21 protein-coding genes are annotated in these 18,972 nt (G+C 66.8%); 18 read left to right on the top strand and 3 right to left on the bottom strand.

The window, feature by feature from the left end:
* Positions 1-120 precede the first annotated feature (120 nt).
* Together V5734_RS09035 and V5734_RS09030 are read left to right on the top strand one after the other, a co-directional pair.
* The gene (locus tag V5734_RS09035) at positions 121-1,203 is read left to right on the top strand and encodes a glycosyltransferase family 2 protein (protein ID WP_347313170.1); all 1,083 of its coding nucleotides are present in this window, start codon (positions 121-123) and stop codon (positions 1,201-1,203) included.
* Positions 1,204-1,340: 137 nt separating this feature from the next.
* Positions 1,341-2,300, top strand: a complete 960-nt coding sequence (locus V5734_RS09030; RefSeq protein WP_347313169.1) for a phosphoadenosine phosphosulfate reductase — start codon at positions 1,341-1,343, stop codon at positions 2,298-2,300.
* Positions 2,301-2,312: 12 nt separating this feature from the next.
* Here V5734_RS09030 and V5734_RS09025 read toward each other — a convergent pair whose 3' ends face one another.
* Positions 2,313-2,618, bottom strand: a complete 306-nt coding sequence (locus tag V5734_RS09025) for a hypothetical protein (RefSeq protein ID WP_347313168.1) — start codon at positions 2,616-2,618, stop codon at positions 2,313-2,315.
* 115 nt (positions 2,619-2,733) lie between these two features.
* The gene (locus V5734_RS09020; protein WP_347313167.1) at positions 2,734-3,594 is read right to left on the bottom strand and encodes a DUF2189 domain-containing protein; all 861 of its coding nucleotides are present in this window, start codon (positions 3,592-3,594) and stop codon (positions 2,734-2,736) included.
* A gap of 375 nt (positions 3,595-3,969) precedes the next feature.
* Here V5734_RS09020 and pyrC point away from each other — a divergent pair, with 375 nt between their 5' ends.
* From pyrC to V5734_RS08955, 13 genes are all read left to right on the top strand, one after another.
* On the top strand, positions 3,970-5,013 hold the full coding sequence (pyrC, locus tag V5734_RS09015) for a dihydroorotase (protein WP_347313166.1): 1,044 nt from the start codon (positions 3,970-3,972) through the stop codon (positions 5,011-5,013).
* Between the two features lie 104 nt (positions 5,014-5,117).
* Positions 5,118-5,798, top strand: coding sequence for an orotate phosphoribosyltransferase (locus V5734_RS09010; protein WP_347313165.1), 681 nt, complete (start codon positions 5,118-5,120; stop codon positions 5,796-5,798).
* A 183-nt stretch (positions 5,799-5,981) separates the two neighbouring features.
* Entirely contained in the window at positions 5,982-7,472 is a 1,491-nt protein-coding gene (locus V5734_RS09005) for a replicative DNA helicase (protein ID WP_347313164.1), read from the top strand.
* A gap of 57 nt (positions 7,473-7,529) precedes the next feature.
* A complete protein-coding gene (locus V5734_RS09000) occupies positions 7,530-8,324 on the top strand; it encodes a DUF1194 domain-containing protein (protein ID WP_347313163.1) in 795 nt (264 codons plus the stop codon).
* A 52-nt stretch (positions 8,325-8,376) separates the two neighbouring features.
* Positions 8,377-9,423 (top strand): alanine racemase, encoded by a 1,047-nt coding sequence (gene alr, locus V5734_RS08995; protein WP_347313162.1) that lies wholly within the window; start codon positions 8,377-8,379, stop codon positions 9,421-9,423.
* The gene (locus tag V5734_RS08990; RefSeq protein ID WP_347313161.1) at positions 9,420-10,202 is read left to right on the top strand and encodes an MlaE family ABC transporter permease; all 783 of its coding nucleotides are present in this window, start codon (positions 9,420-9,422) and stop codon (positions 10,200-10,202) included. The genes alr and V5734_RS08990 overlap by 4 nt, the downstream gene beginning before the upstream one ends.
* The gene (locus V5734_RS08985; protein WP_347313160.1) at positions 10,199-10,945 is read left to right on the top strand and encodes an ABC transporter ATP-binding protein; all 747 of its coding nucleotides are present in this window, start codon (positions 10,199-10,201) and stop codon (positions 10,943-10,945) included. The genes V5734_RS08990 and V5734_RS08985 overlap by 4 nt, the downstream gene beginning before the upstream one ends.
* A 113-nt stretch (positions 10,946-11,058) precedes the next feature.
* Entirely contained in the window at positions 11,059-11,397 is a 339-nt protein-coding gene (locus V5734_RS08980) for a hypothetical protein (RefSeq protein ID WP_347313159.1), read from the top strand.
* A 45-nt stretch (positions 11,398-11,442) separates the two neighbouring features.
* The gene (locus V5734_RS08975; RefSeq protein WP_347313158.1) at positions 11,443-11,889 is read left to right on the top strand and encodes a paraquat-inducible protein A; all 447 of its coding nucleotides are present in this window, start codon (positions 11,443-11,445) and stop codon (positions 11,887-11,889) included.
* 94 nt (positions 11,890-11,983) lie between these two features.
* Positions 11,984-13,351 carry a DNA repair protein RadA gene (radA, locus tag V5734_RS08970; RefSeq protein WP_347313157.1) on the top strand — a complete coding sequence of 456 codons (1,368 nt, stop codon included), beginning with the start codon at positions 11,984-11,986 and terminating at the stop codon, positions 13,349-13,351.
* A gap of 17 nt (positions 13,352-13,368) precedes the next feature.
* Positions 13,369-13,998 carry a CvpA family protein gene (locus V5734_RS08965; protein ID WP_347313156.1) on the top strand — a complete coding sequence of 210 codons (630 nt, stop codon included), beginning with the start codon at positions 13,369-13,371 and terminating at the stop codon, positions 13,996-13,998.
* 100 nt (positions 13,999-14,098) lie between these two features.
* Complete coding sequence (gene purF, locus V5734_RS08960) at positions 14,099-15,562, top strand: amidophosphoribosyltransferase (RefSeq protein WP_347313155.1); 1,464 nt, start codon at positions 14,099-14,101, stop codon at positions 15,560-15,562.
* Entirely contained in the window at positions 15,559-15,984 is a 426-nt protein-coding gene (locus tag V5734_RS08955; RefSeq protein WP_347313154.1) for a DUF1284 domain-containing protein, read from the top strand. Before purF ends, V5734_RS08955 begins: the two co-directional genes overlap by 4 nt.
* A gap of 64 nt (positions 15,985-16,048) precedes the next feature.
* Here V5734_RS08955 and V5734_RS08950 read toward each other — a convergent pair whose 3' ends face one another.
* The gene (locus V5734_RS08950; RefSeq protein WP_347313153.1) at positions 16,049-16,639 is read right to left on the bottom strand and encodes a biotin transporter BioY; all 591 of its coding nucleotides are present in this window, start codon (positions 16,637-16,639) and stop codon (positions 16,049-16,051) included.
* A 106-nt stretch (positions 16,640-16,745) separates the two neighbouring features.
* Here V5734_RS08950 and V5734_RS08945 point away from each other — a divergent pair, with 106 nt between their 5' ends.
* The 3 genes from V5734_RS08945 (at position 16,746) to V5734_RS08935 (ending at position 18,918) form a co-directional block, all read left to right on the top strand.
* Positions 16,746-17,402: an SDR family NAD(P)-dependent oxidoreductase gene (locus tag V5734_RS08945; RefSeq protein ID WP_347313152.1), complete on the top strand. Its 657-nt coding sequence runs from the start codon at positions 16,746-16,748 to the stop codon at positions 17,400-17,402.
* 92 nt (positions 17,403-17,494) lie between these two features.
* Positions 17,495-18,280, top strand: coding sequence for a 5'/3'-nucleotidase SurE (gene surE, locus V5734_RS08940; RefSeq protein WP_347313151.1), 786 nt, complete (start codon positions 17,495-17,497; stop codon positions 18,278-18,280).
* Complete coding sequence (locus V5734_RS08935) at positions 18,277-18,918, top strand: protein-L-isoaspartate(D-aspartate) O-methyltransferase (RefSeq protein WP_347313150.1); 642 nt, start codon at positions 18,277-18,279, stop codon at positions 18,916-18,918. Before surE ends, V5734_RS08935 begins: the two co-directional genes overlap by 4 nt.
* Positions 18,919-18,972: the final 54 nt, after the last annotated feature.

Genomic DNA, 18,972 nt, shown 5'->3' with positions numbered 1-18,972 from the left:
GCGCCCCCCCATGCTAACGGTCGGTCGGAACATGACCGATAGAGACAGGCAACGCACCTTGCCCGAGGGGGCCGCAACCGCGCTGACCGTCAACCGAAACCCGCCTCCCCCCGGACCCTGATGGCGATGCCGAGCCCCGCGCGAAAAATCCTCGCGATCCTGACCGTGAAGAACGAGAGCGCCTTTCTCATCGACTGGCTCGCCCATCACCGCGCCTGTGGCTTCACCGATTTCCTCGTCCTCTCGAACGATTGCGACGACGGCACCGACGCAATGCTCGACCGGCTGCAGGCGATGGGATGGTTGACCCACATCCGCAATCCGGGCCCGCACCCGAAGGGCCCGCAATGGGAAGCGCTGAAGCTTGCCGACAGACATCCCGTGACCACATCGGCAGACTGGATCCTCTTCCTCGACATCGACGAATTCGTGAACATTCATGTCGGCGACCGCAGTGTCGGCGCCCTGCTCGACGCGCTGCCCGGTGCGACGGCGATCCCGCTCACCTGGCGGCTCTTCGGCAATTGCGGGCTGCGCCCCTACGAGGACCGCCCGGTGCCGGAGACATTTACACGCGCGGCACCGGCGGTGATGGGCTGGCCGTGGCGAGCGGCCCTTTTCAAGACGCTTTTCCGCAACGACGGAACCTACGGCAAGCTCGGCGTCCACCGGCCGCGCCAGCCCGACCGGACCCGGCTGGGCAATCAGCGCTGGTTCGACGGATCGGGGCGTAAATTGCCGCCCTCCTTCCATACCGGCCGGGTCTTTTCGCATTATGGCCAGGACAACTACCGGTTGGTGCAGTTGAACCATTACGCCCTCGGCTCGATGGAAAGCTATGTCGTCAAATGCGATCGCGGGCGGGCCAACCGCGACGCCTCGGCTTTCGACCTTTCCTACTGGGTGGAGCGCAACTTCTGCGACGCGGAGGATCGCACGATCCTCGCCCTTGCCCCACACTCCGCGCCCATTCGGGAGGCGCTTCGCGCCGACGCCGTGCTCGGCCCCCTGCACGGGGCCGCCGTCGCCTGGCGTCGCGCCCGGTTCGAGACCCTTATGCGCGAGGAGGTGTGGCGCGGGCTCTTCGGCCGGTTGATGATGACCCCGCCGAGCCGACCACTTTCGAGAGAAGAGCACGGAATCATCGCGACTTACGCGGCCCGCGCCGCGTCGGAAACAGAGTCGGGCGGCGATCCCGATTGAAGCCGGCCGGGGAAACAGTGCCCCTCAAATTCACCTAAAATCGTCAATGAAATCAAAGACGCCGTTTCTGGCGGCTTGCGCGCGCCGGCACCTCGGACGCAGATTGATCACCGGGAAGTGTTTGGGTGCGGTGGGGTATGCAGAGCGACGACGCGAGTACAGCGGACCCTCGGTCCCTGTCCGATGCGGATTGGTTCGCGCGGATCGAGGAGATTGGCGAGGAAGCGGGCTACTTCCAGCGGCTCGGTTCGTCGCATGCCGCCTTCTTCCTCGATGAAAGCCCGACCCTCATCGTCACGTTCGAAACCGTCGCCTCGATCCGGCAAAGCCAGCCGGGTCAACTGCCGCTCGGTTACCACGTGGCCAAGGGGCGCGGCTGGTCGCATCTGTGCCTGATCGCCCGCGGCGATACCTGGTACCGCGACAAGGCCGTCTTCGCCTATTTCGACCGGCTCGTCGACGACGCGTTCTTCGAGGATTTCGACCAGGTCGTCTTCTGGGGCGCGGGCATGGCCGGCTATGCCGCCGCCGCCTTTTCGGTCACCGCGCCGGGGGCGACGGTGATCCTGGGCGCGCCGCAGGCGACGCTCGACCCGTCCGTCGCCGGATGGGACCCGCGCTATCTGGAGATGCGGCGGACCTCCTTCACCGACCGCTACGGCTATGCCCCCGACATGACCGAAGGCGCGGGGCCGGTCTACGTGATCTTCGACCCCGAGCAGAACCTCGACGCGATGCATGCCGCGCTCTTCGCGCGAAGCCATATCACGCTCCTGCCCTGCCGCAACCTCGGCCGCGACATCGGCACGACGCTCGACCACATGCGCATCCTGCCGTCGATCCTGGCGGCGGCGGCCACCGGCGCCTTCGACACGCGGCTCTTCCGCATCTTCTACAGGGCGCGGCGCAATTACCGCCCCTACCTGCGCAATCTCCTTGCCCGGCTCGATCAGGATGGCCGGGTGCGTCTTGCGGCCCTTCTCTGCCGCAACGTGACCGCGCGCCTCGACGCGCCGGTGTTCAAGACCCGCCTCGCGCAGCTGGAAAGCGAACTTTCGGCGGCGGGCGAACGTCTTCCCCCGTCGCGGCGCCGCTGATCCGGCGGAAGATCAGCAGCGATAGGCGACGGCGTGAAGCTCGTAGATATCGCTGCCCGGCGTCACCGGATCGAAAACGACCGTGTTCGCCCCGCCATCGCGGGCGTCTGCCATGATCTTGTTCCGGGCGTATTTCACACCCTGATCGGCCAGAGCGCCGTAGACGCCCGGCTTCATGCGGATATCGCTGATATAGGCACAGGCGCCAACCTCCGCCGCCGTCGCCTCGCGCACACCGGCCACGCCGACGAATCCGGGATCCTGTGTGCAACCGCCAAGGCCGGCGGCCAGGATCATGCTCGCTGCAATCTTGTTCATCTTCTGCCCGATCCTCTCGCGGGCGCCGTGCCGCGCCCCTGACGCAAGTCTGCGTCGGAGCGCGCGCGCGCGCAAGTCCGGCCCTGCGATCGGGCCGGGATCGGCGGATTGCCCCTCAGGCGGGCGCCACCGCGCGGCGGTAGAGGTGCCAGGTCGCGTGGCCGAGGATCGGCATCGTGACCGCAAGGCCGAGAAGGAGGACGGCCGATCCCGCCGCCAGCAGCACCACCACGATCAGCCCCCAGAGCGCGACCGTGACCGGATTTTCCCGCGCCACCCGGAACGAGGTCACGACCGCGACCGGCAGCCCGACCGGCCGGTCGATCAGCAACGGGAACGACACGACGCTTGTCGCCAGTACCAGAACCGCGAAGACGAAGCCCGCGGGAATGCCGAGCGCGATCATCGCCCAGCCTGACGGCGTGCTTACCGCTTCGGAGAAGAAGGCACTGGCCGAGGTCGGAAGCTCGGGCCCCATCGTCATCAGGAAAATCCCGTAGGCAGTGAGGATCCAGACGAAGAAGACCGCAAGATGTGCCAGCGCCAGCACGAGGATCGCGCCGAAGCGCGGTGAGGAAAGGACGGCGAATCCGTCCGCCCACCCCGCCGACTTCCCGGCCTCGCGCCGCCGGCTCATCTCGTAAAGCCCGACCGCCGCGGCCGGCCCGACCAGCGCAAAACCCGACAGAAGCGGAAAGGCGAGCGGCAGAAGGCTGCGGTGGAATGCCGCCCAGATCAGGCAGGCGCCGATGATCGGGTAGAGAAGCCCGGCAACAAGCACGTCCGAGCGCAGCGCCGAGAAATCGGCGAGGCCGAGCCTGAGCGCCGCCCGCAAGTCGGCGACACCGATGCGCCGCACCGCCGGTGGCGCCGACCCCTCGCCCCCGAGTTCGCGCGTCACCGCGCTTATATCGTGTCCCGCAAGCCCGAGAACATGGGCCCCCCAGGACAGCGGATTTCCGATCGTGTTGGCCATGGTTCCTACCCCGCTCTGCCACATGGGCGGTGCGGCCGGACGACGGCCCTATGCGATCGGGGTCAGGGGTCCAGACGTCACCGATGCATTCAGTCTACCACGGGCGGTCCCTCACGGCGACCACACGTTTCGGCGAGCGGCTCAGGCACCCGCAACCGCCTCGAAGGCCAAGTCCACCGGCACTTGCGTCGGCGGAGCGAGATCGCCGGTATCCACAGCACAGTGGCAAGACATTCGAGGAACGTGGCGACGTTCGGCTCGCCGCGCCAGAGCTGGCCGCATTCGAAGCTTCCGGTAGCGTTGCGGCGCATTTTCTTTGGCCCCGCCCCCTCGGACCCGTGGAAAGCCGCGCCCGAAACGTGTAGGGCGAACGGCATGAGCCAGACCCTGACCCTCCGCCGCCCCGACGACATGCACCTTCATCTGCGCGACGGCGCGATGCTGGAAGGCGTGCTGCCGGAAACCGCGCGCCACTTCGCCCGCGCCATCGTCATGCCGAACCTCGTGCCGCCGGTCGTGACAGCGGCCGAAGCGGCCGCGTACCGTGACCGCATCCTCGCCGCCCTGCCCGAGGGACAGACGTTCGAACCCCTGATGACGCTCTACCTGACCGAGGCGACCGCCCCGTCGGATGTCGCCGCGGCGGCGGCCTCCGGCCTCGTGCGGGCGGTGAAGCTCTATCCCGCCGGGGCCACGACCAATTCGCAATCCGGCGTGCGCGATTTCGACAAGGTGCGCGGGGTGCTGGAGACGATGGCCGGGATCGGCCTGCCGCTTTGCGTCCACGGCGAAGTGACGGATCCGGCCGTCGACATCTTCGATCGCGAGGCGGTGTTCATCGACCGCGTCCTCGACCCGATCCGCCGCGCGACGCCCGGCCTGAAGGTGGTGATGGAGCATATCACCACGAAAGAGGGCGTCGCCTACGCCCGTTCGGGCGGCGCGGATCTTGGCGCGACGATCACCACGCATCACCTGATCATCAACCGCAACCACATCCTCGTCGGCGGGATCAGGCCGCATTACTACTGCCTGCCCGTGGCCAAACGCGAGGTCCACCGGCTGGCGCTCCGCGAGGCGGCAACCTCGGGCGAGGTGCGCTTCTTTCTCGGAACCGACTCGGCCCCGCATGCCGATCCCCTGAAGGAAAACGCCTGCGGCTGCGCCGGCTGCTTCACCGCGACCAATACGATGCCGATCCTCGCCCATGTCTTCGAGGAGGACGGCGCGCTCGACCGGCTCGAAGCCTTCACCTCGCTGAACGGCGCGGCTTTCTACGGCCTGAAGCCCAATCCGGGCCACCTTACGCTGGCGAAGACCGCCGAGGCCGCGCGCTGGCCCGCGAAGATCGACACCGGCGCAGGCCCGGTCACCGTCTTCGATCCCGGTTTCCCGGTCCGCTGGCATGTGAGAGATTGATCATTCATCTTGCCCGAAATACCTCCGCCGGAGGCGCATGACATCACCGCCGGACGCTCCGCGGGAGGTATTTTTCGCAAGATGAAAGCACGAAAGGACGCGACATGATCCCCAGTTCCTTCCCGCCGAAAGAGGAAATCGCCCGGCTGACGGCGCGAATGCTCCTGGAGATCAGGGCCGTGCACTTCAACGCGGACGAGCCCTTCATCCTCGCCTCGGGCCTCCCGTCGCCAACCTATATCGACTGCCGCAAGCTGATCTCCTTCCCGCGCATCCGCTCCACCCTGATGGACTTCATGGCGGTAACGGTGATGCGCGAGGCGGGGTTCGAGGCCTTCGACAACATCGCCGGCGGCGAGACGGCGGGCATCCCGTTCGCCGCGATGGTGGCCGAGAGGCTGGCGCTGCCGATGACCTATGTGCGCAAGAAGCCCAAGGGTTACGGCCGCAATGCCCGCATCGAGGGCTCGATGAGCGAAGGACAGCGCGTTCTCCTCGTCGAGGATCTCACGACCGACGGCGGATCGAAGCTCTCCTTCGTCGACGCGATCCGCGCGACCGGGGCTACCTGCGCGAACACCGCGGTAATCTTCTACTACGGCATCTTCCCCGAGACGGTGAAGACGCTCGCCGACCATGGCGTGGCGCTCCATTTCCTCTGCACATGGTGGGACGTCCTGGCCGAAGCACGCGAATCGGGCGCCTTCGATTCCGGCACCCTCGACGAGGTCGAGACCTTCCTGACCAACCCCCGCGCCTGGCAGGAAGCAAACCGCAAGGAGTGATGGCGGGGCGCCGGCCAGCCCCTGCCGTTCCGAAGCCGAAATTGGCGCAGATGTTGACAGACAGCATGGGCTGACCCCATCATCTTGCGGCAGCGCGCTTATCCACCGGTCATCCACAGCAATATACAATTTGCATGGGTGGCCCGGATGGCGCATATCCCTTGGCCGATAACGGGGGACAGAATGAACGACGTGGCGACGATCCGGGCGGTTCCGCCGCAGCCGGAAAACGATGCGCTTCCGCATAACATCGAGGCCGAGCAGCAGCTCCTCGGGGCGGTCCTGACGAACAACGACATCTACGACCGGATCGCCGCGCTCGTGAAGGCCGAGCATTTCTTCGAGCCGGTCCACGCCCGCATCTTCGAGATCGCGGTGGCGCGGATCCAGAAGAACGCATTGGCCTCTCCGGTGACGCTGAAAGGCTATCTGGAAGAGGACGAGGGGCTGAAGGCGCTTGGCGGGCCCGCCTATCTGGCGCGGCTCGCCGGCGCCGCGATCTCTGCCTTCGCGGCGCGCGACTATGCGCAGATGATCTACGAGCTGGCCGTCCGGCGCGAACTGATCCGGCTGGGCCAGGATATCTCGGACCGCGCCAAGACGATCGAGGTCGACAACGATCCGAAGGACCAGATCACCGAGGCCGAGCAGCGGCTTTACACGCTGGCCGAGCAGGGAACCGCCGAAAAGGGCTTCGTCTCCTTCCTGAAGGCCACGACCGAGGCGGTGCAGTCGGCGCTTGCCGCCTATCAGCGCGAGGGCGGTCTGGCGGGGGTGTCGACCGGGCTCGTCGACCTCGACAAGAAGCTCGGCGGCCTGCACCCTTCGGACCTTCTGATCCTCGCGGGCCGTCCCTCGATGGGCAAGACCTCGCTTGCGACCAACATCGCCTTCAACATCGCCAAGGCCTACAAGCGCGGCCGGCGTCACGACGGCAGCGAGGGCGCGGTCGAGGGGGGCGTCGTCGGCTTCTTCTCGCTCGAAATGTCGTCGGAGCAGCTTGCGGCGCGGATCCTCTCCGAAGCGTCCGAGGTGCCGTCGGAAAACATTCGCCGCGGCGACATGACCGAGGCCGAGTTCCGCCGCTTCGTCGAGGCGGCGAAGGCGCTCGAGACCTGCCCGCTCTACATCGACGACACGCCGGCGCTGCCGATCAGCCAGGTCACGGCGCGATGCCGCCGGCTGAAGCGGACGCACGGGCTGGATGTCGTGATGGTCGACTACCTTCAGCTTCTGCGCGGCACCGGCAAGGGCGACAACCGGGTGCAGGAGATCGCCGAAATTTCCATGGGCCTCAAGGCCCTGGCGAAGGAACTTAATATCCCCGTCGTGGCGCTTTCGCAGCTGTCGCGTCAGGTCGAGAGCCGCGAGGACAAGCGGCCGCAGCTTTCGGACCTGCGGGAATCCGGCTCGATCGAGCAGGACGCCGACGTCGTGATGTTCGTCTACCGCGACGAATACTACAAGGAACGCGAGAAGCCCGGCGACCATGAGCTTGAGAAGATGGCCGCCTGGCAGGAGATCATGGAGCAGGTGCACGGCAAGGCCGAGGTCATCATCGGCAAGCAGCGCCACGGGCCGATCGGGACCGTGGAACTGAGCTTCGAGGGCCGCTTCACCCGCTTCGGCAATCTCGTGAAGCCCTGGCAACAGGCCGGCGGCGACGGATTCTGAAATGCCGCGCGCGGCAATTTGAATGGACAGGCCGCATATGCCGGGTAACGCTTGGCCATGCGGCTGCGCGTTCTTGTTCTTGTCCTCACGCTGATGGCCCTCCTCGCGCATCGTCTCCATGCCGAGGAGGTGGACCTTGAGCTTCTGCTCCTTGTCGATGTGTCGCGCTCCATGTCGCCGGCGGAGCTGGGGATCCAGCGGCGCGGTTACGCGGAAGCGTTGCGCAGCGACGCCGTCGCCGCCGCGCTCGGACGGTCCTTCACCGGGCGGATCGCCCTCGCCTATGTCGAATGGGCCGGAGAACATCGGCACCGGGTCGTTCAGGACTGGACCCTGATCGAGGGCCGAGCCGATCTCGATGCCGTCGCCGCCGTGCTGGAATCCAACCGGACCATGACGCAAAGCCGGACCTCGATCGCGTCGGCCCTGCGCGCCGGTGCGTTTCTGATCGCCTCGAACGACTTCGATGGCCTCCGGCGGGTCATTGACATTTCCGGCGACGGCCCCAACAACCAGGGCGGCCTCGTCACCGCGGCGCGCGACGAGGTTCTGGCGGAAGGGATCGTCATCAACGGCCTGCCCCTGATGACCCGCGACATCGCGGGCGCGGCTTGGCGGCTTGACGACCTCGACGTCTATTACACGCTCTGCGTGATTGGCGGGCCGGGGGCATTCGTGGTGCCGGTCACGGACTGGCGCGATTTCACCGGCGCGGTCACCCGCAAGCTCGTCCTCGAAATCGCGGGCGGACCGCCCGAGCGCCTGATCCGGGTTCAGGCCGGCGCAGCCTACGATTGCGAGATCGGCGAGAAGATGTGGCAGCGCAACCGAAGCTTCGACGACTTCCGCTGACGGGGCCGCATTCCTCTTGTCACCTTCCGACCGGCCTGCCAAAAGACCGGCCATGGCACAGGCGCTTCTCACAATCGATCTCGACGCGATCACCGCCAACTGGCGGGCGCTGGCCGCCGCATCGGGCACGGCCGAGGCCGGGGCTGTCGTCAAGGCGAACTGCTATGGCCTCGGTGCCGACAAGGTTGCGCCTGCCCTATTCTCGGCCGGTGCGCGGCGCTTCTTCGTCGCGGAAGCGGCCGAGGGCACGCGGCTTCGCCGCGCGATCGGGGATGCCGCCGAGATCTTCGTGTTCACCGGCCACATGCATGGTGATGCCGGGATGATTGCCGAGGCGCGGCTGATCCCGCTTCTGAACAGTGCCGAACAGGCCAGGCGGCATCTGGAGAGCCTGCCCGACGCGCCCTTCGGCGTGCAGCTCGATACCGGCATGAACCGCCTCGGCATGGAAGAGGCCGAGTGGCGGGACATGGCCCCGGTGCTCTTGCCGCGCGCGCCACGGCTTCTGATGTCGCACCTCGCCTGCGCCGATGAGCCCGACCACCCGATGAACCCCGCGCAACTCGCGAATTTCCGGCGCATGACGGATGGCACCGGCGTGACGCGGTCGCTCTCGGCGACGGGCGGCATCCTGCTCGGGCGCGACTATCATTTCGACGTGACGCGTCCCGGCATCGGCCTTTACGGCGGCGCCCCGTTTGCCGAAGCCGCCCCCGTCGTCCGGTTGTCGTTGCCGGTCGTCCAGATCCGCGACGTGGCACCGGGCGAGACGGTCGGCTACGGCAACCGCTGGACCGCATCGCGGCCATCCCGAATCGTAACCTTGAGCTCAGGCTACGCCGACGGGCTGATCCGCGCGATGAGCGGACGAGCCCGGGTTTTCGCCGGCGACACGGCCTGCCCGCTCGTCGGCCGGGTGTCGATGGACCTCATGGCGGCGGACGTCACGAATCTCGGGCACGCGCCCGAGAGCCTCGACATCCTCGGTCCCGGACAAGGTGTCGATGCCCTTGCCGATGCGGCCGGAACCATCGGCTACGAGATCCTGACCGCCCTCGGCGCCCGTTACGCGCGCCGCTACAAGGGCGCGGCCGGATGAGCATCCTCGCCCCCGTCGCGGCCGTCGGGCGCCTCGTCCTTCTCGGCCTCGCGACGCTTGGCCGGATCGCGCTCTTCGCGGGCGAGACAATCAGCCACCTCGTGCGCCCGCCCTTCTACCCGAAGGAATTCCTACAGGCCCTGATGCAGATCGGCTGGTTCAGCCTGCCGGTCGTCGGCATGACGGCGCTGTTCACCGGCGGCGCCCTTGCCTTGCAGATCTACGCGGGCGGCGCGCGGTTCTCGGCCGAGGCGGTCGTGCCCTCCATCGTCGCCATCGGCATGGTGCGGGAGCTTGGGCCGGTTCTCGGCGGCCTAATGGTCGCGGCCCGCGTCGCCTCCTCCATCGCCGCCGAGATCGGCACGATGAAAGTGACCGAGCAGATCGACGCGCTGGTTACTCTCTCCACCAACCCCATGAAATACCTTACGGTTCCGAGGGTCCTCGCGGCAACGCTCGCGGTGCCCGTTCTGGTCGCGGTCGGCGACAGCATCGGCATTTTCGGCGGCTACCTCGTCGGCGTGAACCGCCTTGGGTTCAACCCGGCAGCCTATCTCAGGAACACCCGCGAATTCCTCGAAGTCTGGGATGTGGTGTCGGGCCTCTGGAAAGGCGCCGCCTTCGGCTTCATCGTCGCCCTCATGGGGTGCTACTACGGCATGCATTCCGAACGTGGCGCGCAAGGCGTCGGTAGGGCCACGAAATCGGCGGTCGTCGCCGCCTCGGTCCTCATCTTCGCCGCGAACTACCTCTTGACGGAGGTCTTCTTCGCCGCATGATCACGCTGACGGACGTTCACAAGGCCTTCGGAAAGAACCGCGTCCTGCGCGGCGTGAACCTGACGATTCCGTCGGGCGAGAGCATGGTGATCATCGGCGGCTCCGGTACCGGAAAATCCGTTCTTCTCAAATGCATCCTCGGCCTAGTTCATCCTGATAGCGGTGTGATCACCGTCGATGGCCAGAACGCCGACACAAAAGCCCGCGACGCCTTCCTCGCCCGCTTTGGCATGCTCTTTCAGGGCGGCGCGCTCTTCGACTCCCTGCCGGTCTGGCAGAATGTCGCCTTCCGGCTTCTGCGCGGATCGCTGAAACGTCCGAAATCCGAGGCGCGCGAGATCGCGATAGAGAAGTTGCGCCGCGTCGGGCTGAAACCCGAAACCGCCGACCTCTTCCCCGCCGAGCTTTCCGGCGGCATGCAGAAACGCGTGGGCCTCGCCCGCGCCATCGCCGCGGAGCCCGAGATCATCTTCTTCGACGAGCCGACGACGGGTCTCGACCCGATCATGGCCGGCGTCATCAATGAACTCATTCGCGAAATCGTGACCGAAATGGGTGCGACCGCGATGACGATCACCCACGACATGACCTCGGTCCGCGCCATTGCCGACCGGGTCGCGATGCTCCATGACGGCGTCATTCAGTGGACGGGACCAATCGCGGAAATGGACGCGACATCAGACCCTTATGTCCAGCAGTTCATTCATGGCCGGGCCGAAGGGCCGATCGAGGCGGTTCGCTGACCGCTTCCCCTCCCGAGGACTGGCACGCCTTCGCCTAAGCACCGGCCACGATTTGACTTTTACCCATCCACCCCCTAGCCTTTTGGCCATAGGATGCGGGCTGGAGAGGTATGATGACTTCGGCTCAGGGCGCCTTGCCCGTAATCTCCGTATTGATTGCCCTGTTCTGTATCCCCCCGATCCTCAGCTTGCGCGCCTGCGTGAAGCGCGCGGGACACGTGCGCCGGCGCGGAGGCCGCGCGGTTTGGCCGATTGTCGGAATCGCGGTTTCGGCGGCGTCGCTGGTGTTCAACCTCGGCGTCGTCGGCCTTGCCGTCGTCGCACTCGGCGACGGCGGGACGGAGCTCGGCCGGCGCCACGCCCTGGCCCTTGGTCTGTCCTGGCTTTGCTTCTGGCTCTGGCTCTTCGTCGCGGTCGCGTTGAAGCGTCGGCGGCGGAAAATGGTCTACTGAGGCCAGCCCTTGGCGCGCCGTCGAGGCTCGTGTATCGGTTCGGTCATGCTCCGCGCCGCCAACCTCCTGCTCCTGATCCTGTTTCCTGTCGCGTGGTTCGCCCCCCTCCTCCGGGCCGGCCTCCTGCCCGTCTTCGATCTCGAAGCAATCTCGGTCGTGACCGGGTTGCAGGCGCTCTGGGAGAAGGACGTGGCGCTCGCCCTCCTCGTCACCTTCCTTGCGGTCTTCGCTCCTTACATGAAGACGATCGGCCTCGCTCTGGTGCAGTTCCGCCTTGCCTCGCCACGCATCCTCGGTGTCCTGCACGCGCTCGGGCGGCTCGCGATGGCCGACATCTTTCTCATCGCCATCTACATCGTTCTGGCCAAGGGGGTTGGTGTCGGTCGGATCGAAACGGCCTGGGGGCTCTATCTCTTCACCGCCTGCATCCTTGCAAGCCTCGCAATCTCGCATCTGACCGAGCGCGCGCGGACGCCGTCGCGGACCCGCTGACGCGGGGTGCCTCCGGCGGGGATATTTCCGGCCCACGGGGCCGCGCCCCCGCTCCGCCCTTGCGGCCTTTCGCGGCTTCGGGCAGGAAGTGGCCATGGCGAAATCGACCCCTTCCTTCACCTGTGCGGAATGCGGCGCCGTCCACAAGAAATGGGCGGGGCGTTGCGATGCTTGCGGGGCATGGAATTCCATCGTCGAGGAGGCGCCGCTCTCGGCCGGCCCGTCGAGCAAATCCCTCGGCGCCACAAAGGGACGGAAGATCGAACTCACGACACTTGCCACGAAGGAAACCCCTCCGCCGCGCGCCGCCTCCGGGCTCGGCGAGCTCGACCGGGTGCTCGGTGGCGGGCTGGTCCCGGCCTCGGCGATCCTCGTCGGCGGCGATCCCGGAATCGGCAAGTCGACGCTGCTTTTGCAGGCCGCGGCGAGCTTCGCACAGTCCGGCCTCTCCTGCCTTTACGTCTCGGGCGAAGAGGCGAGCGCGCAGGTGCGGATGCGGGCACAACGCCTCGGCCTTTCTGACGCGCCGGTGCAGCTCGCGGCCGAAACGAACTTGCGCGACATCCTCACGACGCTCGACGCGGCGCGCCCCGACCTCGCGATCATCGATTCGATCCAGACGATGTGGGCCGACCATGTCGAGGCCGCCCCCGGCTCGGTCAGCCAGGTCCGCGCCGCCGCGCATGAACTGGTGAGTTTCGCCAAGAAGCGCGGCACCTCGGTCATTCTCGTCGGTCATGTCACCAAGGAGGGTCAGATCGCCGGCCCCCGCGTGGTCGAGCATATGGTCGACACGGTCCTCTATTTCGAGGGCGAGCGCGGCCACCAGTTCCGAATCCTGCGCGCCGTCAAGAACCGTTTCGGCCCGGCTGACGAGATCGGCGTCTTCGAGATGACCGGCGGCGGGCTTGCCGAGGTGGCGAACCCGTCCGCGCTTTTCCTGTCCGAGCGCGGTCAGGCAAGCCCCGGCTCGGCCGTCTTCGCCGGGATCGAGGGCACGCGGCCGGTGCTGACGGAGATCCAGGCCCTCGTCGCGCCCTCGCCGCCCGGCACGCCGCGCCGCACGGTCGTCGGCCTCGACAGCGGGCGGCTTTCGACCATCCTCGCGGTTCTCGAATCCCGCTGCGGCATCCCCTTCGCCGGGCTCGACGTGTTTCTGAACGTCGCCGGGGGCATGCGCGTCTCCGAACCGGCCGCCGATCTCGCGGTTGCCGCGGCGTTACTTTCGGCGAGGGAGGACGTGGCATTGCCGCCGGACATGGTCGTTTTCGGGGAAATCAGTCTCTCGGGCGCGTTGCGTCCGGTCGGCCAGACCGAAAACAGGTTGAAAGAAGCACAAAAACTTGGTTTCTCACAGGCAGTCGCGCCGGATCGCTCGAAAGTTGAGCCCGGCGGCGGGATGCGGGTGCGCAAGATGCCCGATCTAACGACGTTTGTCGGCGAGATGTTCGCCGCAGGCTGAACGCGAGGAGCGAGGGCATGGAAGGTTTCACGATCGTCGACGCCGTGGTGGCCGTCATCATTCTGATGTCGGCGATCCTGGCCTATAGCCGGGGCTTCGTGCGCGAAATCCTCGCCATCGCCGGCTGGGTCGCGGCGGCCGTTCTGGCCTTCGTCTTCGCGCCGCAGGCCGAGCCCTTGATCAAGCAGATTCCGGTCCTCGACAAGTTCCTCGGCGACAGCTGCGAATTGTCGATCATCGCGGCCTTCGCCGGCGTCTTCGCGCTGTCGTTGATCGTGATGTCGATCTTCACGCCGCTGTTTTCCTCTGCCGTGCAGCGTTCGGCGCTCGGCGGCATCGACCAGGGCCTCGGGTTCCTCTTCGGCGTGCTGCGCGGCATCCTTCTGGTGGCGGTAGCCTTCGTCGTCTACGACCGGGTGCTGGTGAACTCGACCGTCCCCGTCGTCGACAACTCGCAATCGGCCAAGGTCTTCGCCTCGCTTCAGCAGCGTCTGAACGAGGAAGTGCCCCAGGATGCGCCGGGCTGGATCCTTGCCCGCTATCAGGATCTCGTCGGCGATTGCGGCGCGCCCACCAGCACCGCCACCGGAAGTCCGGGCACGACCGACGGATCCGGCGCCAAAACCCTGACCGCGCCCGGAAACTGACGAATCGTTTACTGCGCGCCCGTTACATGGGCGTGACATGGGCGCCGCGAGGCTCTAAACGGGGGGCAATTCGTCCTGCCCGGATTCGGAGAACCGCGCAATGCGCAGACACCTCGCCCACCCCTTCGACGACGACAAGTTGAAGGAGGAATGCGGCGTCTTCGGCGTCATCGGCGTTGCAGATGCCGCGAACTTCGTGGCGCTGGGGATGCACGCCCTTCAGCACCGCGGTCAGGAGGCGGGCGGCATCGTCGCCTACGACCCGGCCGAAGGCTTCAACAATGCCAAGCGCTTCGGCTATGTCCGTGACAACTTCACCAAGCCCGACGTGATGGAGACGCTGCCCGGCAGCCTCGCCATCGGCCACGTGCGCTATTCGACCGCCGGCTCCAAGGGCTCCACCGCGATTCGCGACGTGCAGCCGTTCTTCGGCGAACTGGCCATGGGCGGCGTCGCCATCGCACATAACGGCAACCTGACCAACGCCGCCTCGCTCCGCCGCGACCTGATCGAGCGCGGAGCGATCTTCCAGTCCTCGTCAGACAGCGAATGCATCATTCACCTGATGGCGCGGTCGATCCAGAAGTCGATTCCGGAGCGGATGAAGGACGCGCTGCGGGCGGTCGAAGGCGCCTTCTCGGTCATCGCCATGACCCGCACCAAGCTCATCGGGGTTCGTGATGCGCTCGGGGTGCGGCCGCTCGTCCTCGGCAAGGTCGGCGATGACGGTTTTGCGCTCTCGTCCGAGACCTGCGGGCTCGACATCATCGGCGCGGAGTTCGTGCGCGAGATCGAGCCGGGCGAGATGGTGGTGATCTCGAAGGGAAAGGTCGAAAGCACGCGCCCCTTCGGCACGACGAAATCGCGGTTCTGCATCTTCGAACATGTCTATTTCAGCCGCCCGGACAGCATCATCGGTGGCCGCTCGGTCTATGAGACCCGCCGTCAGATCGGTGTGGAACTGGCGAAAGAGGCCCCGGTCGAGGCCGATCTGGTCTGCCCGGTGCCCGACAGCGGCACACCGGCCGCGATCGGCTTCAGCCAGCAATCGGGCATTCCCTATGCGATGGGGATCATCCGCAACCAGTATATGGGCCGCACCTTCATCGAGCCGACCGAGCAGATCCGCAATATGGGTGTGCGCCTGAAGCTCAACGTCAACCGCGCGCTGATCAAGGGCAAGCGGGTGATCCTGGTGGACGACTCGGTGGTGCGTGGAACCACCAGCCGCAAGATCAAGGACATGATCCTCGATGCCGGCGCGGCCGAGGTGCATTTCCGCATCGCCTCGCCCCCCACCGCATGGCCCTGCTTTTACGGCGTCGACACGCCCGACCGCGGCAAGCTGCTGGCCGCGACGATGTCGGAAGACGAGATGCGCGACTGGATCGGGGTCGACAGCCTCAAGTTCATCTCGCTTGATGGCCTTTACCGCGCGGCGGGCGAGGCCATTGGGCGCGACGCCAAACACCCGCAATATTGCGATGCGTGTTTCTCCGGCGAATACCCGGTCGCGCCGTCGGACCAGATTGCCAAGGGCTTCGAGATGAAGGCGGCGGAGTGAGCGCCGGAGGCCCGATCCGCTACCGCCCCCACCATTTCCTCTGCTCTCTCGGCTTCGAGGGAAAGGGCTATTCCGACAGCTTCACCGCCAATATGGCCGCCATCGTCATAGGGCGGCTTCGCGCGGCGGACGGGGATGCGACGGAGATCGAGGTCACGGGCGCGGCCGACGATATCTGCGCCCCCTGCCCGAAACGCCGAGGGCGCCTCTGCACGAACGACGCCGAGATCCGGGCCCTGGACCGCGCCCATGCGGCTGCGCTGAAGCTTGACCCGCGCGAGCGGCTCACCTGGGGCGAGGCCAAGGCGCGCATCCGTCAAAACGTGCCACCAGGCAGTCTCGGGACGCTCTGCGCGGGCTGCGAGTGGGAACCCTACGGCATGTGCGAGGCCGCGCTCGCCCGCCTCCACGAAGAGCGGTGATCCAAAGGAAACCGCCGCGCCCGAGGGCGCGGCGGTCAAGCCTTCTGCTGGGCAAGGCCTGAAATCAGGCCTTGCGGTTCTTCAGCGCGGCCCAGCCACCGGTCACCACCAGCGCCGCGATCACGGCCTTGACCGCGTCGCCCGCGAGGAACGGCGCCATGTAGTACTGCCACACCATGCCGACGTTGTCGGCGCCCCATTTCGCCGTGTCGATCCCGGCGAGTTCGGCCAGCGACATCGCCCAGGCAACGCCCGGAATGTAGAGGAGCGCGGAGGCGAGAAGCGCCACCAGCGCGGTCGGAAGGAAGCCTTTCGCGCCTTTGTCGGCAGCATAGCCGACCATGGCGGCCATCGCGACGAAGCCGACAAGGAAGCCGGCCGTCGGACCGAAGAAAGCGATACCGTTCATGCCATTTGCGAAGACCGGCAGCCCCATCGCGCCCTCGCCGAGATAGGCAAGCAGCGTCAGGGCACCCATCCGCGCGCCTAAGGCGAAACCGACGATCAGGATCGCCAGGGTCTGCAACGTCATCGGCACCGGCAACATCGGCACCGAGACCTGCGCGGCAAGCGCAATGAAGAGCGACCCGCCCAGAACCATGACCGCACGGGTCAGGAGCGACTGAGACGGCACGAGAGCCTTGGAGAGTGTCATCTGGCGATCCTTCCTCTGACAGATTTGCCGCGCAATCTCGCCGCAGCGCGGCGTCCTGTCAATCAAATCTGTTGCACCTGCCCCGCGCCAATGCCAAACGGGCGCCATGACCGACGTGAACACTCCCAAACTCGCCCTCGTCACCGGCGCCTCGCGCGGCCTCGGCTTCGCGCTCGCCGCAGCCCTCGGCGCGGCGGGCTGGCACGTGCTTGCCGTCGCGCGCACGACCGGCGGGCTCGAGGAGCTCGACGACAGGATTCAGGCCGCGGGCGGCAGTGCTACCCTGGCGCCGATGGACATCACCGACGCGAAGGCGATGGAGCATCTCGCCCAGTCCGTCGCTGGACGCTGGGGCCAGCTCGGGCTCTGGGTCCATGCGGCGATCCATGCCGCGCCGCTGGCGCCGGCCGGACATCTCGATCCCAAGGATTTCGACAAGTCCGTCGCCTGCAACCTCCGCGCCACCGCGACCCTGATCCCGCTGGTGGAGCCCCTGCTTCGCGCCGGTGCGGGCACGGCGCTGTTCCTCGATGATCCCCATGCGGGCGAAAAGTTCTTCGGCGCTTACGGGGCCACCAAGGCCGCGCAGATCGCCCTGGCGAAAAGCTGGCAGGCAGAGAGCGCGAAGATCGGCCCGCGGATTCTGATCGAGACGCCACGGCCGGCCGCGACGGCGACGCGCGCCCGTTTCTTCCCCGGCGAGGATCGCGCGCAGCTCGCCGATATCCACGACGAGGCCGCCCGAATCCTCGCCACGCTCTGAGCGCGTCGCGCGCAGGCCCCTTTCCCTGCACCGCGCGCTTTACCGCTGTCGCCGGCTGGTTTAGTCAGGGATCAAGCAGAAAGAGGCCGGGCATGCGCATCCTGATCACCAACGACGACGGCATCAACGCGCCGGGACTCGAAATCCTGACCGCCATCGCGGACGAAATCGCCGGTCCGGGCGGCGAGGTCTGGACGGTCGCGCCAGCCTTCGAGCAATCGGGGGTCGCGCACTGCATCAGCTACACCCATCCGATGATGATCATGAAACTCGGCCCCCGCCGCTACGCGGCCGAGGGCAGCCCGGCCGACTGCGTACTCGCGGGGCTTTACGACGTGCTTCAGGGCGAGCGGCCCGATCTCGTCCTCTCCGGCATCAACCGCGGCAACAACGCCGCCGAGAACGTGCTTTATTCCGGCACGGTCGGCGGCGCGATGGAAGCCGCCCTTCAGGGCCTGCCCGCCATCGCGCTGTCGCAGTTCATGGGCCCCCTCACCGAGGATCTCGAAACCCCGTTCGAGGCCGCCCGCGATCATGGCATCGCCGTCGTCCGCGCGCTTCTGGAGAAGGGGATCTGGGACAAGGGCGATTACCGGCTGTTCTACAACGTCAATTTCCCGCCGATCGTCGGTGCGGATGTGAAGGGGATGAAGGTCACGGCGCAGGGCTACCGCACCGACACCTTTTTCGGGGTGGAGCCGCATGTCTCGCCTTCGGGGCGCAAGTTCCTCTGGATCACAGGCGGCCCGCAGCACCTGCCAACGGCGCCCGGCACCGACGTCGCGGCCAATCTCGACGGCTGGATCTCGGTCACGCCGATGCGGGCGGACCTGACCGCACATGACACGCTCTCCGAACTGGAGGCGCGGTTCGCATGACCGACCTTGCCGAGCGGAAGATGCGCTTTCTCTATGCGCTCCGCTCCAAGGGGGTCACGGATTCCCGGGTGCTGACGGTTATGGAAAAGATCGACCGGGGCGACTTCGTGCGCGGAATCTTCACCGACCGCGCCTATGAGGACATGCCGCTGCCCATCGCCTGCGGCCAGACGATCAGCCAGCCGTCGGTCGTCGGGCTGATGACGCAGGCCCTGCATGTCAGCCCCCGCGACAAGGTGCTGGAGGTGGGCACCGGCTCCGGCTACCAGGCCGCGATCCTCTCGCTTCTCGCCCGCAGGGTCTATACGATCGACCGGCACCGGCGGCTGGTGCGCGAGGCCGAGAAGGTCTTCGCCGCGCTCGACCTCACCAACATCACTGCCCTTGCCGGCGACGGCAGCCACGGCCTGCCCGATCAGGCGCCGTTCGACCGGATCATCGTCACTGCGGCGGCCGAAGACCCTCCGGGGCCGCTCTTGGCTCAGCTTCGGGAAGGCGGTATCATGGTTTTGCCGGTGGGGCAGTCGGATACGGTGCAGAGCCTGATCAAGGTCACGCGCACGCCTCAGGGCTATGAGTACGAGGAATTGCGACCGGTGCGCTTCGTGCCGCTGGTCGAGGGGCTGGCGCAGGACTGAGACCGGCCCGGACCAGAATGAGAGACCCGGTCAACAGGGTCCCCGATGAGATGA

Origin of the sequence: Defluviimonas sp. SAOS-178_SWC (assembly GCF_039830135.1) — a bacterium.
Taxonomy (GTDB): domain Bacteria; phylum Pseudomonadota; class Alphaproteobacteria; order Rhodobacterales; family Rhodobacteraceae; genus Albidovulum.
This window is presented reverse-complemented; position numbering and strand designations above follow the sequence as displayed.